This window comes from Larkinella punicea, from assembly GCF_003334855.1.
In the GTDB taxonomy this organism is placed as follows: domain Bacteria; phylum Bacteroidota; class Bacteroidia; order Cytophagales; family Spirosomataceae; genus Larkinella; species Larkinella punicea.
The window spans coordinates 19,183-35,196 of record NZ_QOWE01000008.1 but is presented as its reverse complement, the minus strand read 5'-3'; the positions used below and the strand labels follow the sequence as shown (position 1 = coordinate 35,196).

Genomic DNA, 16,014 nt, shown 5'->3' with positions numbered 1-16,014 from the left:
GAAAGTAATAAAACGTATTTATTTATAATCTATACCGCATTTTTTAAAAAAATTAACAAATAGTATATTTGCTTGCTAATTCAGTAGAAAGCCAAATATTATTGAAGCTTACGCGCCATTTGTTTCCTATAAAGAAAGTAATTTATAATAATAAGTACTCTGTGTGCTCTATCACTAATTCCTTAATCTGCTTATTTCCATTTTCTTACTCTACTTTTTCCCGTAATGCTATTGTGCTTATTTCTTAACATCAACCAACCTACAGAAAACCAATGAAGCTATGTAAAGAGCGGTTTACTCTCCTTTTTTTCGTACTGCTCCTGAGTTGCAGCGTGTCGTGGGCGCAACTCCTGAACGTACAGGGAAAAGTGACGGATGCAAGCCAGAGCGCCATTCCGGGTGCCAACGTTTTGATTAAAGGGACTAACAAAGGAACGATCACCGACGCCGACGGCCGGTATTCCATCAGTGTCGGCAAAGGCAGTGAGCTGGTGATCCAGTCACTCGGGTTTGTGGCCCAGAACATTACCGTGGGCGACCAGACGACCATTGATGTGGCCCTGGTTGAAGATGACAAGACGCTGGATGAGGTCGTCGTAACGGCTTTGGGGATTGCCAAAGACAAAAAAGCCCTGGGTTATTCGGTGACCGAGGTAAAAGGATCTGATTTTACGCAGGCCCGCGAAATCAACCTCGGAAACGCCCTCTCGGGGAAAGTCGCCGGGGTGAACGCAACCGCAACGGCAACGGGACCGGGCGGATCGAGCCGGGTCATTATCCGGGGGAACGGTTCGCTGAGTGGTAACAACCAGCCCTTGTACGTTGTCAACGGGGTGCCCATCGACAACACGAACGTCAACTCGGCCGGTATGTGGGGTGGAACGGACACGGGCGACGGTTTGAACAGCATCAACCCGGACGACATCGAAACCATTTCGGTGCTGAAAGGGGGAACGGCTGCGGCCCTCTACGGTTCACGCGCTTCGAACGGAGTCATTCTGATTACGACCAAAACCGGAAAAGGCCAGAAAGGAATCGGGGTCGAATACAACGGAACCTATACGAGTGATCGTCCTTTTACGCTGACCGACTGGCAGTATGACTACGGTCAGGGAATCCGGCAGGCCAAACCGCTGACCCAGCAGGAAGCCATCAACACGGGAGCACAATCGTGGGGTGCCCGGATCGACGGTTCGCCGGTGATTCAGTTCGACGGCGTAACCCGGCCGTATTCAGCCCAGAAAGACAACGTCAAAAATTTCTACAATGCCGGTAGCACCTTCACCAACACCGTGGCGGTGGCCGGTGGAAACGAAGCAGCCAGCTTCCGTTTCTCCGCGTCGAACCTCGACTCGAAAAGCAGCATTCCGAACTCCGGGTTCAACCGGAAGTCGTTCAACCTGAGCGCCAATGCCAACCTGTCGAAAAAAGTGCTTTTCGAGGGCGTTGCTCAGTACAACATTGAAACCGGAACCAACCGGACCTTCCTGTCGGATACGCCCAAAAACCCGAACTACGGGGTGCAGATGATTGCCAATACGGTCGACATCCGTTCGCTGGATCCGGGTTATGACTCTCGTGGGTACGAGGCTCTCTGGAACAGCAGCGTGTATGCCCAGAACCCGTATTTCGTGGTGAACAAAGTGAAAAACGAAGACATCCGGAACCGCTTCCTGGGATCATTTTCGATGCGCTACAACATCACCGACTTCCTCTACATCCGGGGTCGGGTGGGTACCGACAACAACATGATGAAATACCTGAGCATCGAACCGACCGGTTTGGCCTATTCGACACTAGGCAGCATGAACCGCCGTCAGGTACAGATTCAGGAAACCAACGCCGAAGTGCTGCTTGGGTTTAACAAAGAGTTCGGGGCTTTCTCGGTCAATGCCCTGGCGGGTGGAAACCGGATGCGTCGCTCGACGGAAGAAATGAGCTACAACGGCAGCCAGTTTAACGTGCCGTTTAACTACTTCCTCGACAACACGATCAATAAATCATCGGGATACGGCTACAGCGGTTTTGGTATCAATTCCCTGTTTGCTTCGGCGGATGTGGGTTACCAGAATGTGCTGTTCCTGACCCTGACCGGTCGCCAGGACTGGTTCTCAACACTGGCGAAGGCCAACAACAGCCTGTTCTATCCGTCGGCCGGTTTGAGCTTTGTGTTCTCCGACGTGCTGCCTAACAAAGGCAACTGGCTGAATTACGGAAAAATCCGCGCGTCACTGGCGCAGGTAGGGGGTGGTTATCCGAACCCATACGCCCTGAACCTGACCTACGCCCTGGAAGGCAACTCTTACGTGGGCAGCGTACCGCTGATGCGCATCAATGGCGGAACCATTCCGAACGCCCTGCTGCAACCCAACACCTCGACAACCACGGAAATTGGTCTGGAAACCAAGCTGTTCAACAACAAATTGGGACTTGACCTGACGTATTACAACCGGGTGACGAAAAATGACCCGGTGACGGCGTCAACCTCGTCGGCTTCCGGCTACGGCAACGTGTTGCTGAACGTGGGTGAAGTGGTGAACAAAGGGATCGAGGTTTTGCTGACCGGTACGCCCGTCAAAGCGGCCAGCGGTCTGACGTGGAATGTGGCCTACAACATGGCGTACAATGATAACAAAGTCGTAAAAATCGCCGATGGTCTGAAACGCCTGGAACTCGACCAGTCGCGGACGCAAAGTGCGTATGTGTATCACTTTGAGGGTGAGCCTTATGGAATGCTGGCGGGGTATAGAGCCCTGAAAGATGCCAACGGCAACACGGTTTACAACACCGCCACCGGCGTTCCGATGCGCAGTGAGTTTACAATGCTGGGCCGCGGTGTGCCGCCGTTGACGATGGGGTTGACCAATACCTTCAGCTACCGGAACTTCTCGATGAGCTTCCTGATCGATGCGAAATTTGGTGCCAAACTGTACAGCGCGACCAACTATTTCGCCTACGCCAGAGGCCTGGCCAAAGAAACGCTGGTGGGTCGCGAAGGCGGTTTGACCGTAACTGGTGTGTCGCCGACCGGCGATGCGTTCACGAAAACGTTTGCGGGCAAAGACGTTCAGGACTACTACAGCGGTTTGACGACGATCACCGACCAGTTTATCTACAGCTCGGATTTTGCCAAACTGCGCCAGTTGACGTTTGGCTACACACTGCCGAAGTCGTTCCTGGCAAAAACGCCCATTCAATCGGTTAGTTTGTCGTTCGTCGCCCGGAACCTGCTGTTATTGTATAGCAAAGTGCCGAATGTCGATCCGGAATCGACCTACAACAGCGGAAATGCGCAGGGACTCGAAATGTTCGGCGTACCACCGGCCCGCAGCTTTGGTCTGAACCTGATGGTTCGTTTCTAAGAACTACTGATCTTAACACTACAGCATCATGTTACAAACAATAAAAAGAAGACGACTGCCGATCCTGACGAGTCTCCTGAGCGCCAGTCTCCTGTTTTCCTCTTGCGATAACGGTTTTGAGGAACTCAACACCAACCCGAATGCCCTCACGACCCCGGTTATTCCCAACCTGTTTTCCTACAGCGTGGTGAAAACCGCCGGAACGGGCTACGAAAACCACCGGGGAAATTTGATTTATGCCGGTGCCATCATCCAGCATTTTGCCGCCCTGAACACCTACTGGTCGGGGGATAAGTACCTGTATAACGGCCCGTATTCGGATGCGTTTTTCGAGACGGCCTACGGCTCGCACATCAAGGAACTGGAACAGATCATTTCCCTGACGAAAGACGATCCGGCGCAGTCGAACCTCTACAACGTGGCCCGGATTTTCCGGGTGTTTGCCTACCACCGCGTGACGGATCTGTATGGCGACATTCCGTATTCCGAAGCGGCAAAGGGGTATCTGAACAATACGTACTCGCCGAAATACGACAAGCAGGCCGACATTTATGCCGACATGCTCAATGAACTGGATCTGGCGGCTCCGGCCCTCGATGCCACCAAAACCGGGTACGGTGCGGGCGATATCATCTTCGCGGGCGATCTGACCAAATGGAAGAAGTTTGCCTATTCGCTGATGCTCCGGTTGGGTATGCGGCTCACGAAAGTGGACCCGGCCAAAGCGGAAACCTACGTGAAAAAAGCGATTGCCGGGGGCGTCATGCAAAGCAATGACGACATTGCCAAAGTGAACCATGCCGAGGGTGACGACAACAAACGGAACCTCGACAGCAACACACTGCGGACGCAGGAATATGACGCGGCCAACCTGAAAGGCAATGCCAACAGCAAGCTGAGCCAGACGTTTGTCAACTTCCTGAAAAACAACAACGACCCGCGGCTGCCGTTCATCGCTACTCTGTGGGAAGGAAATGCCGACCCGACGAAAGAAGCAGCAGCAACGGCTCCGGCTTTGCAGAAAGGTTTGCCAAATGGGTATGACGTGACGACCATCAAAACGCTCATTCCAACCTGGACCGACCAGTCGATGGCAACGTATTCGGAAGCCAACCTGAACAAAATCGCCAGCAATTCGGCTCCGACGGTTTTCCAGAGCTATGCCGAAGTGGAATACCTGCTCGCCGAAGCCGCCGTTCGCGGCTGGGGTGACGGTCAGGCGGCTGCACACTACAACAAAGGCGTGACAGCGGCCATGAGCATGATGTCGTTGTATGGCGGTACGGTTCCTGCGGCTTCCATCACAGCCTACCTGACGGCGCATCCGTATCTGGCAACCGGTACGACAGCGCAGCAAATGGAACAAATTGGCACGCAATACTGGGCGGTTAACTTCCTGAATTCGTACGAAGCCTACGCCAACTGGCGTCGGACGGGCTACCCGGTGTTGACCCCGACCAACTACGCGGGCAACGAAACCGGTGGCACGATCATGCGCCGGTTGCGGTATCCATCGTCGGAAGCCAGCCGGAACGCGGCTCAGTACAATGCGGCCATTGCGGTGCAGGGCCCCGATCTGTTTACGACCCGGATCTGGTGGGATAAACAATAAGTAACTTGTATAATTTCGTAACTTACGGGTTAATAGGCTATCGCTATGTGGGCTTGTTAACCCGTAAGTCTTTTTGATGATTACTACCGTACACTTTCTTCGAATCGCACGGCTTTCGGGCCTGATAATCTGCCTCATCGGTCTGCTGACCGCCCAACCCGCTTTGGCCCAGTTTACCCTGCTGAATTCCCAGCAAACCGGTGTAAAATTCGTCAACAAACTGGTCGAGACCGAAAAAAACAACGTGCTGGCCTACGAGTATTTCTACAACGGCGGGGGCGTGGCAGTCGGTGATCTGAACAACGACGGTTTGCCCGATCTGTACTTCACCGGGAACATGGTGGCCGACCGGATGTACGTCAACCAGGGCAGTTTGAAGTTCAGGGATATTTCATCGTCAGCAGGAATCGGCAAGGGGCTGGGCTGGAAAACCGGCGTGACGCTGGTCGACATCAACCGTGATGGCTGGCTGGATATTTACGTCTGCTACTCCGGCAGCGGACGACCGGAACAACGGCGTAACCGGCTCTATATCAACAATAAAAATCTAACGTTCACGGATCAGGCCGCGCAATACGGACTGGATTTGCCAACCCACAGCACCCAGGCCGCTTTCTTTGATTACGACAAAGATGGCGATCTGGACTGTTTTCTGCTCAACCACAACATCAAGGATTTCAAGCGGTTCGATGCGGCTGCCGTAAAAGCCATGCGCGACGAGTTCGCGGGCGACCGCTTGCTGCGGAACGACGACGGCAAGTTCGTGGATGTCAGTGAAGCCGCCGGGATTAAAGGCAATCCGATCGGTTTCGGACTGGGCGTTGCCATTGCGGACATCAACCTCGATGGCTGGCCCGATATTTACGTTTCCAACGACTACATCGAACAGGATTACCTCTATCTCAACGACGGGAAAGGCCACTTTTACGATTCACTGGAAAAGTCGGTCGGGCATTTGAGCTACTTTTCGATGGGAAACGAGGTGACGGACATCAACAACGACGGCTGGCCGGATATCTTCACCCTCGACATGCTGCCCGAAGACAATCGGCGGCAAAAACTGCTTTACGGCCCGGAAAATTACGAAACCTACCAGAACATGCTGCGCAACGGGTTCGACCACCAGTTGATGCGGAATATGTTGCAGTTGCACACCGGCGTAAAAAAAGAGAACGGTTTTTTAGTGCCTAAATTCAGCGAAATCGGGCAACTGGCGGGCATCTCCAATACCGACTGGAGCTGGTGCCCGCTGTTCGCGGATTTTGACAACGACGGCTGGAAGGATCTGTACGTCACCAACGGTTATCTGCGGGATTACACCAACATGGATTTTATGAAGTTCTACGCCGACCAGCAGTTGAAGATTGCGCGGGGCGATTCGACGGCCATGATGGACATTCTCAGACAAATGCCGTCGACCACAACCCAGCATTACATTTTCCGGAATACCGGTCAGTTGACGTTCGAAAATAAGGTAAAAGCCTGGGGCATGGATCAGAAAGCCCTTTCGAACGGGGCGGTTTATGCCGATCTGGACAACGACGGCGATCTGGAAATCATCACCAACAACATCAACGTTCCGCCCTCGATTTACCGCAACGACAGCCGGGTTTCGGAGCAGCATTATTTGCAGGTTCAGCTCGGGAACGGTTCGGCGACGCTCGCTGCCGGGGCGAAAGTATGGGTGTATAGCCAAGGAATGGCACAGTATCAGGAGTTTAACCCCTCGCGTGGTTTTCAGTCATGCATGTACACGCCCTTGCATTTTGGTGTGGGCAAAGCGACGACCGTCGATAGTCTGCGGATTGTCTGGCCGAACGACCGGATGCAGGTGTTGCGGGGCGTAAAAGCCAACCAAAAGTTGGTTTTGAAACCAGAGGAGGCAGCGGGAAAATACGACTGGAATAAAACCGTCTCGGAAAAACCGGTTTTTACGGAAGTTCTTACCGATTCGCTTCCGTACCGGCATACGGAGGACGCCTACAATGATTTCAAACGACAGTTGTTGATTCCCAATATGTTATCGTTCCAGGGGCCGCATCTGGCGAAGGCCGATGTCAACGGAGATGGCCTAATCGATTTGTATGCCACCGGTGCGAAAGGCCAGCCGGGTTCGTTGCTGATTCAAGAAAAAAGCGGCCAGTGGAAACCCGTTCCGCAACCGGCTTTCGATGCGGATAAAATGCACGAAGACACGGACGCGCTGTTTTTCGATGCCGACGGCGATGGTGATCCGGACTTGTACGTCGCCAGTGGCGGTTTTGCCTATTTGCCCGACGATCTGCTGTTGCAGGACCGGTTGTATCTCAACGATGGGAAAGGGAATTTTACGCGGCAAACCGGGGCCCTTCCCGACGAAACCATCAGTGATGGCTGCGTCGTTTCGCTGGATTTTGACAAAGACGGCGACCTCGATTTGTTCGTAGGGGGCCGCGTCATTCCGGGCCGGTATCCCGAACCCACCAGCAGCCGCATCCTCATCAACGATGGCAAAGGCATTTTTACCGATAAAACCGCTCAGCTTGCGCCCTTTCTAACCAAAATCGGTCTGGTTACCGACGCCGTCGCGCTCGACCTTGACCAAGATGGCTGGCAAGACCTCGTCCTCGTTGGCGAATGGATGCCCGTTACGGTGTTGAAAAACAACGCTGGTAAACTATTCACTCATTCGCTCATTCGCTCATTCACTCATTCCTCTGGCTGGTGGAACCGCATCGAAACCGCCGACCTTGACAACGATGGCGATCTGGATCTGGTGGTCGGCAATTTTGGCCGTAACAGCCAGATGAAACCGACCGAAACCGAGCCGGTTACGATGGTATACGGCGATTTTGACCAGAACGAAGCCATCGACCCGTTCCTGTGTTATTACAACCAGGGTCGTTCGTATCCCTTGGTGAGCCGCGACGAAGCCCTCAACCAGCTTTTTCCGCTTCGCCGGAAATTTCCGACCTACCAGTCCTTCGCCGACGCTACCCTGAAAGAGATCCTGACGCCGGAACAACTGACCCGCGCCGACACACTCCAGGCGACCACGTTCAGTTCTATCCTCCTGGAAAACAAGGGCGACGGCACCTTTGCCAAACACGACTTGCCCGTTGAAGCCCAGTTTGCGCCCATTTTTGCCCTGGCGCTGGTTGACTACGATGGCGATGGATTGAAGGATTTGCTGGTCGGAGGAAACCAGTCGTTTACCCGCATCAAGATTGGCAAGATGGATGCCAACTACGGTTCGCTGTTTAAAAACAACGGAACGTTCCGGTTTTCGTACGTGCCGCAGTCAAAAGCCGGTTTTCGGGTCGAGGGCGACGTGCGGGACCTTGTCGTCCTGGAGCAGAATGACACCCTGACCATCTTGTTTGGCCGCAATAATGACAGCATCCGGGTTTACCAAAAGACCCGTTGAGTATGAAAAAAAGACCCCTGATTCTGTTGCTGCTGGCTTGCAGCCTCACCCTCCGGGCCGAACCGCCCGGGGTGGAAACCGAAGCCGCTGCCTACGCGAAAACCCTGAAAAAACTGACCGATGTCATGGTCAGCGACGTCACCGGCCCCTGCGCATCGGCCCGGTATTATGCGTATGCGAACCTGGCAGCCTACGAAATGCTGTACCAGCAAAAACGCCCGGCCAGTTATGTCCCTTTCGGCGGTTTGCTGCGCAGTTATCCGGCATTTACCGGACAGCCGGACGCCCAAATCGACGCCCGGTTTGGTAGTTTGTACGCCCTTCTGCGCATGGGTGAGGAGTTGTTGCCGTCGGGCTATACGCTTGAAAAAGACCGGCTAGCGTTGGTGAAAGAGGCCAAAAGCCGGTACCGGCTGACGGACGCCCGTATTCTGGCCACACGGGCCTATGCCGACACGCTGGTAAAAAAACTCGTCCGGTATGCGGCTCAGGACGGCTACATCAAAACGAGCGGTTATCTGCGTTTCACGCCCACGAACGAACCGGGTTACTGGCAACCGACGCCCCCGGCCTACTCGGAAGCGTATGAACCCCATTGGCCCAAATTGCGTCCTTTTCTGCTCGATAGTGCGTCGCAGTTCCGGCCTTTGCCGATGGTGAAGTACGACGAAAAAACCGGATCGCCGTTTTTTCAACTGGCGAAAGAAGTATACGACACGACCCGCGCGCTGACCGATCAACAACGGCACATCGCCAATTTCTGGGACTGCAATCCTTTTTTCCTGAACCAGAAAGGCCACGTTAGTTTCGGGACCAAGAAAATCACACCGGGCGGACATTGGATGGGCATCACCAGCATCGTTTGCCTCCAGCGAAACCTGTCGCTGGCCGAAACCATTCGCTGGCACACGCTGGTGGGGTTGACGATGGCCGATGCGTTTATCTCGTGCTGGGAAGAAAAATACAACAGCAACCGGATTCGGCCAGAAACCTTTATCAATCAGCACCTTGACCGGGATTGGCGACCGATGTTGCAAACGCCCCCGTTTCCGGAATACACCAGTGGCCACAGCGTGATGTCGGCAGCGATTGCGACGGTTTTGACGACCCTGGCCGGTGGGCCGGTCACCTATACCGACACGGTGGAGCTGGAGTTTGGGATTCCGGCCCGGTCGTTCCGGTCGTTTGAACAGGCCGCTGGCGAAGCCGCCGTTTCCCGTTTGTACGGCGGGATTCACTTCCGGGATTCCATTGAAAACGGCGTGGCGCAGGGCAAGCAGATCGGGCGGTTTTTTATTCAAAAAATGGGAATTAAGTAGGCCATTTTTAAGACACCATGAACAGCGTGTAAGTATGTATAGGAAAAGTAGACTAGTTGTTTTGTTGGTAATACTCAGCGTCTGGAATCGGTCAACGCTACACGCGCAGGCCGTCGCCGAAAGATACGCCATCATCCCGTATCCGACGTCGCTGACCCCCAAACCGGGCCAGGTTATTCTGACGCCGGAAACCGGCATCGTCATCCCGAAATCAGCCGCCCTTTTTCGGCGGGAAGCGGACTTCCTGCGCACCATGCTGGAAACCGAATTTGGAAAACCGCTGGCGAAGGCCGTCAAACCGACGGCGACTCAAATCATTTTTCAGTATGACGCCGGATTGACGGCACCGGAAGGCTACCGCCTGACCATTACGCCCAAAACCGTGAATCTGACGGCCAAAGAACCGGCGGGGATGTTCCGGGCGATTCAAACGCTACGGCAGTTGATGCCAGTTACCCTGGAAAGCCGGTCGAATTTCCCGATCCAATCACTAGTGGTTCCGGCGGTGCAGATTGAAGATCAACCGGCGTATGCCTGGCGGGGAATGCACCTGGACGTTTCGCGGCATTTCTTTTCGATGGCGTATCTTCGGAAATTCATCGACCTGTTGGCACTGTACAAATTCAACACCTTTCACCTGCATTTGACTGACGATCAGGGCTGGCGGATCGAAATCAGAAAGTACCCGAAACTTACTGAAGTGGGAGCCTGGCGCACGTTCAACAACCAGGATTCAGTGGTGCTGGAGCGGGCGAAAACCAACCCGGATTTTGCCTTGCCGTCGAAGCACCTGATTCAGAAAGACGGCAAAACGCTGTACGGCGGTTTTTACACCCAGGCTGAGATGAAGCAACTCATCGCCTACGCGGCCGACCGGCACATCGACATTGTTCCCGAAATCGACATGCCGGGTCATTTGGCGGCTGCCATCAAAGCGTATCCGTTTCTAAGTTGCACCGGAAAAGAGGGGTGGGGCAAGGATTTCTCCGTGCCGATTTGCCCCTGCAATGAAACGACCTACGAATTTACGCAAGCGGTTCTGGATGAAATAATGGCCTTATTTCCAAGCCGGTATGTTCATCTGGGAGCCGATGAAGTTGAAAAAACAACCTGGGCGCAGTCGGATGCGTGTAAGGTGCTGATGCAGCGGGAAGGGCTGAAGGATGTCAACCAATTGCAGAGTTATTTTGTCCATCGCATGGAGAAATACGTTCAGTCGAAGGGCAAAAAGCTGCTGGTCTGGGACGATGCGCTGGAAGGGGGTATCAATGCTTCGGCGACGGTCATGTACTGGCGGAGTTGGGTGAAGGATGCGCCGGTGAAAGCGGTCAAAAACGGCAATCCAGTCGTGATGACGCCCGTTAATACGCTGTATTTCGATGTCTTGCCCAACAAGAATTCCCTTGACAATGTCTATCATTTCAATCCGATACCGGCTGGCCTGACCGCGTCCGAAGCCACGGCGATTCAGGGGGCGCAGGCGAATATCTGGACGGAATACATTCCCTCCGAAAACCGGGTCGACTACATGGCCATGCCCCGGATGACGGCGCTGGCGGAAGCGATCTGGACGAAAGAAAACCGGTATGACGACTATTTGCAGCGGCTGAAAAGCCATTATGCCCGGCTGGATGCGTTGAATGTCCACTATCGTCTTCCCGATTTGTCCGGGTTTACGGAAGAAAACGTGTACGTTGACAAGGCACTCTTCACGGTTCAGAAACCGGCTAATCACCTGGTTATTCGCTACCGAACTGACGGCTTGCAACCCGATTCGACATCAACGGTTTTACCTGAAGCCCTACCCATTATGAAGCCGACCACGTTGACGTTTGCCGCCTTTACGCCCGGTGGTCTGAAAGGCGATACCTATACCGCCCGGTTTCGCCAACAGGCGTTGGCGGAGCCCGTTACCGCCCGAACGACGCAACCCGGTTGGCAAGTCCATTACTACGCCGGTTCGTTCAAAAATTCAAAAGGTATGGCGTCAGCGACGGTTACTGACAGTCTGACAACCCGCGCGATTCAAGTACCAGCACAGGCCACGGCTCCCAGTTTCGGACTCCGGTTTTGGGGGTATCTGGCCATTCCGGAAACCGGTGTTTACAGCTTTTTTCTAACCTGTGACGACGGTGGCGTCCTGCGCATCGCCAACCGAGAAGTGGTTGACAACGACGGACAACACGGCCCGATTGAGAAAAGCGGGCAGGTCGCGTTGAAGGCGGGTCTGCACCCGGTCGAACTGGACTTTATTGAAGGCGGAGGAGGATATACCCTCAAACTGACATACAGCAAAGGAAACGAGGAACCGCGGGAGGTGCCTTCGAACTGGCTAAGGCATTGATTGATAAAAGGAAAGTTTATTTTGTATCATTTAACCCATCATTGATTTATCCCATGAAATCCATCCTCATCGGTTTGCTCACCGGACTCGTTTTCGCCGGATCGGCCATTGCCCAGCAACATTCCGAGCAAAATCACGACAAGTATGTTTGGCCGAAAGACAGTCTCGTGAAGAAAAAATTGAATCAGTGGCAGGATATAAAATTCGGACTGCTGATGCACTGGGGAACCTACAGCCAGTGGGGCGTGGTCGAGTCGTGGTCGCTTTGCCCCGAAGACGAAGGCTGGTGTGTGCGCCGGGGACCGGAGTCTGGTAATTGGTATGGGTACAAGAAGGCGTACGAAAATTTGCAAACCACCTTTAACCCAACCCGCTTCAATCCGGAACGCTGGGCCACGGCTGCCAAAGCCGCCGGAATGAAGTACATGATCTTCACGACCAAGCACCACGACGGTTTTTGCATGTTCGATTCGAAGCAAACCGACTACAAAATCACCAGCACCAAATCGCCGTTTGCGTCGAATCCGCGCAGCAATGTCACCAAAGAAATTCTGGGGGCCTTTCGGAATGAAGGCTTTATGGTGGGCACGTATTTTTCCAAACCCGACTGGAATACCGAGTCGTACTGGTGGCCGTATTTTCCGCCGAAAGACCGGAACGTGAGCTACGATCCTAAGAAATACCCCGAACTCTGGAAGAAATTCAGCGATTTTTCCTACAACCAGATTCAGGAATTGATGACCGGGTACGGAAAAGTGGACATTCTGTGGCTGGATGGCGGCTGGGTGCGCCCGGCCAGCACCATCGACTCGACCGTGAGTTGGCAGCGCACGATTCCCTACAGCCAGGACATCGACATGGGACGCATCGCCGGGATGGGTCGCCAAAACCAGCCCGGTTTGCTTGTCGTCGACCGGACAGTTTCGGGCGAGTTTGAAAACTACGTGACGCCCGAGCAGCAAATCCCGGATCACTACATGCCGATTCCGTGGGAAAGCTGTCTGACCATGGGCGATAGCTGGTCGTACATTCCGAAAGAAAATTTTAAACCGGCTCGTAAACTGGTGCAAATGCTGGTGGATATTGTTGCCAAAAACGGCAACATGCTGCTGAACATCGCCCCCGGTCCCGATGGCGAATGGCACGAGGAAGCCTACGCGCGGCTGGCGGAAATTGGCGAGTGGATCAAGGTAAACGGCGAGTCGATGTATGGCACCAAACCGCTGGCTCCCTACCGCCAGAACCAGTGGGCTTTTACCGCCAACGGCAAAGTTCAGTATGCGTCGTATTTGCCAACGGAAACCGAAACCGTATTACCGGCTACTTTAACACTCCCGATTGTGCCGACTCAGCCCAAAGCTACGCTGACTATTCTGGGCAGCAAACAGGCCTTGAAATGGAAAAAAGTGGGGAGTGGCGTGGAGGTGAGTGTTCCGGAAAGACTGCGGCAGCAACTGGCCGGCAAACCGGTTTGGGTTGTCAAAATTGGGTAATGGATTAACGAACTTCCGATGAAAAACCGCATTCTTCTTTCTGCGCTTCTGGTCATGGCTACGGTTTTGACGGTTCAGGCGCAACGCATTTACAATTTTCCTCAAGGTCTGGCAATCGGGCCGTGTCACCAGTACGGGCGTGAGGCTTTGTATACCGATCAACTGGCGTACCATTTATACCGGGGGGATTTGAAAAAACCGGCCGAGGGGCAGGGGCTTTCAGTCAGTAGCTCTGATTCGCTTCGGTGGCAAGCTGTCACGCCCGATAAAGAGGGCAAATTCCGGGGGCGTTCGTTCAACAACGGTTATCTCTACCTGACGTACCAGGCCGACCGAGATCAGGTGGCCGTGTTGCAGGCCACTGGGCATAACATGGTGTATGTCAACGGCGCACCCCACGCGGGCGATCCGTATGCGCTCGGCTGGCTGGCCGTTCCGGTCGCGCTGAAAAAGGGACTAAATGAAATTTACCTGCGGACGTCGCAGTTTTCGCGTTTTCAGGGCCTGATGGCGAAACTCGTTTTTCCCGAGAAACCGGTGTTTCTGAAAATCGAAGATCCGACCTTGCCGAGTGTGGTGTTGGGCAACCAGACCGAACCGCTCTGGGGCGCCGTCGTGCTCGTTAACACCACCAACAAACCGCTGGCGGGGTTGAAAATGAAAAGCCGTCTGTCTGGCAAAGAACTGCTAACGGATTTGCCAACGGTTCCGGCCCTGAGTACGCGCAAGGTAGGGTTTCGGATGGACGCGTCGGGCGTTTCCAAAAAAGAAGAGGGGGCGGTTTTGATTAGTTTGTTGCAATCCGGGAAAGCGATTGACGAAAAAGAACTGACGCTATCCGTGGCTGCACCGGGCGAGCATTACAGCCAGACCTTCATCAGTGCCATCGACGGCAGTGTTCAGTATTTCGGAGTGGCTCCCCAAACCAAACCGGATGGTCAGGCTCCGGCTTTGTTTCTGTCGGTCCACGGGGCCGGGGTCGAAGCCATTGGGCAGGCGCGGGCGTATCAGCCGAAAGACTGGGGCGTTTTGGTGGCACCGACCAACCGGCGGCCCCGGGGCTTTAACTGGGAAGATTGGGGGCGACTGGATGCTCTGGAAGTGCTGGATATTGCCAAAAAGCAATTCAAACCCGATCCGCAGCGCATTTACCTGACCGGCCACTCGATGGGCGGACACGGCACCTGGTATCTTGGGGCCACGTTTCCCGGCAATTGGGCGGCTATCGCGCCTTGCGCCGGTTATCCGACCTTAGCCGGTTACGGTTCGCACGACGGCAAAATCCCGGAAGAGGGTGGAACGGCTTTGGAAAAAATGCTCTTGCGAACCAGCAATCCCAGCAACGTGCTGGCCCTCGCGTCCAATTACAAACCGTTGGGCGTCTACATCCTGCACGGCGACGCCGACCGCACGGTTTCGGTGGAATATGCCCGTCAGATGCGCAAACTACTCGGTACGTTTCATCCCGATTTTACGCACTACGAATATCCGGGCGGGTCGCACTGGTACGGCAACGAGAGCGTCGACTGGAAACCGGTTTTCGACTATTTCAAATGGCACCGCATTGCCGCCGACAGCGCCGTCAACGTCATTGATTTCACGACCGCCAACCCCGCCATTTCACCGACGATGCGTTGGGTATCGGTCGAGCAGCAGGTACATCCCTTGCAGTACAGCCGGGTTCAGTTGAAACGGGATAAAAAAGCCAAAACGATTGCCGGGAAAACCGAAAACGTAGAATTGTTATCGTTGAATCTGGCGGATTTTGCCGTTGGAGAAACCGTAACGATTACGCTGGATAGTCTGAAAGCGATTGCGTATCAGGTCAAAAATCCGGCTGAAAAACTATTTCTTGTCAAAAATGCGGTATGGGAAATTGGTAGCAAACCGGCCTTGACAGCGAAAGGTTCTCATCGAAATGGCACGTTTAAAGAACCGTTTAACCACCGGATGGTATTTGTTTACGGTACTTCGGGGACAGCGGCAGAAAACGAATGGGCGTTCAACAAAGCGCGGTACGATGCCGAAACCTGGTATTACCGGGGCAATGGAGCCGTGGATATGGTTTCAGACAAGGAATTCAATCCGGCGCAATTTGCCGACCGGGGTGTGGTGCTTTTCGGTAATGCGACAACCAACTCGGCCTGGAGCAAACTGTTGAAAGACTGCCCGATTCAGGTTAGTCGAGGGGCGTTACGGATTGGAAATGAGCAATATACCGGCGAAGACGTCAGTGCTTATTTTAGCTGGCCCCGCGCCGACAGCCCGGTGGCTTCGGTGGCAGTGGTGACCGGAACCGGTTTGGCAGGCCTGAAAGCCGCCGATGCCAACCAGTATTTTGCGGCCGGCAGCGGTTTTCCGGATTATATGATTTTCGGCCTGGACATGGCCAAAGAGGGCATCAAGGGCGTCAGAAAAGCCGGTTTTTTTGACAATACCTGGAAACTGGAGAGTCGGGAAGCGGTGGGGAAGTAGGGC

At 54.0% G+C, this 16,014-nt stretch carries 7 protein-coding genes; all 7 read left to right on the top strand.

The window, feature by feature from the left end; translation table 11 throughout:
• Window positions 1–272 precede the first annotated feature (272 nt).
• Entirely contained in the window at window positions 273–3,362 is a 3,090-nt protein-coding gene (locus tag DUE52_RS10960) for a SusC/RagA family TonB-linked outer membrane protein (protein ID WP_114406058.1), read from the top strand.
• 28 nt (window positions 3,363–3,390) lie between these two features.
• Window positions 3,391–4,974, top strand: coding sequence for a SusD/RagB family nutrient-binding outer membrane lipoprotein (locus tag DUE52_RS10955; protein WP_114406057.1), 1,584 nt, complete (start codon window positions 3,391–3,393; stop codon window positions 4,972–4,974).
• Between the two features lie 76 nt (window positions 4,975–5,050).
• Complete coding sequence (locus DUE52_RS10950) at window positions 5,051–8,380, top strand: VCBS repeat-containing protein (RefSeq protein WP_114406056.1); 3,330 nt, start codon at window positions 5,051–5,053, stop codon at window positions 8,378–8,380.
• Between the two features lie 2 nt (window positions 8,381–8,382).
• Entirely contained in the window at window positions 8,383–9,699 is a 1,317-nt protein-coding gene (locus DUE52_RS10945) for a vanadium-dependent haloperoxidase (RefSeq protein WP_114406055.1), read from the top strand.
• A gap of 61 nt (window positions 9,700–9,760) precedes the next feature.
• Window positions 9,761–12,043, top strand: a complete 2,283-nt coding sequence (locus DUE52_RS10940; RefSeq protein ID WP_229312136.1) for a family 20 glycosylhydrolase — start codon at window positions 9,761–9,763, stop codon at window positions 12,041–12,043.
• Window positions 12,044–12,096: 53 nt separating this feature from the next.
• Window positions 12,097–13,536: an alpha-L-fucosidase gene (locus DUE52_RS10935; RefSeq protein WP_114406053.1), complete on the top strand. Its 1,440-nt coding sequence runs from the start codon at window positions 12,097–12,099 to the stop codon at window positions 13,534–13,536.
• Between the two features lie 18 nt (window positions 13,537–13,554).
• Window positions 13,555–16,011 (top strand): carboxylesterase family protein, encoded by a 2,457-nt coding sequence (locus DUE52_RS10930; protein ID WP_114406052.1) that lies wholly within the window; start codon window positions 13,555–13,557, stop codon window positions 16,009–16,011.
• The last annotated feature ends 3 nt before the right edge of the window (window positions 16,012–16,014 follow it).

What these genes read in the sequence shown, in the direction of transcription:
- DUE52_RS10945 (WP_114406055.1), top strand. Translation starts at nt 8,383, where the DNA reads ATGAAAAAAAGACCCCTGATTCTGTTGCTGCTGGCTTGCAGCCTCACC.
- DUE52_RS10960 (WP_114406058.1), top strand. Translation starts at nt 273, where the DNA reads ATGAAGCTATGTAAAGAGCGGTTTACTCTCCTTTTTTTCGTACTGCTC.
- DUE52_RS10955 (WP_114406057.1), top strand. Translation starts at nt 3,391, where the DNA reads ATGTTACAAACAATAAAAAGAAGACGACTGCCGATCCTGACGAGTCTC.
- DUE52_RS10930 (WP_114406052.1), top strand. Translation starts at nt 13,555, where the DNA reads ATGAAAAACCGCATTCTTCTTTCTGCGCTTCTGGTCATGGCTACGGTT.
- DUE52_RS10935 (WP_114406053.1), top strand. Translation starts at nt 12,097, where the DNA reads ATGAAATCCATCCTCATCGGTTTGCTCACCGGACTCGTTTTCGCCGGA.
- DUE52_RS10950 (WP_114406056.1), top strand. Translation starts at nt 5,051, where the DNA reads ATGATTACTACCGTACACTTTCTTCGAATCGCACGGCTTTCGGGCCTG.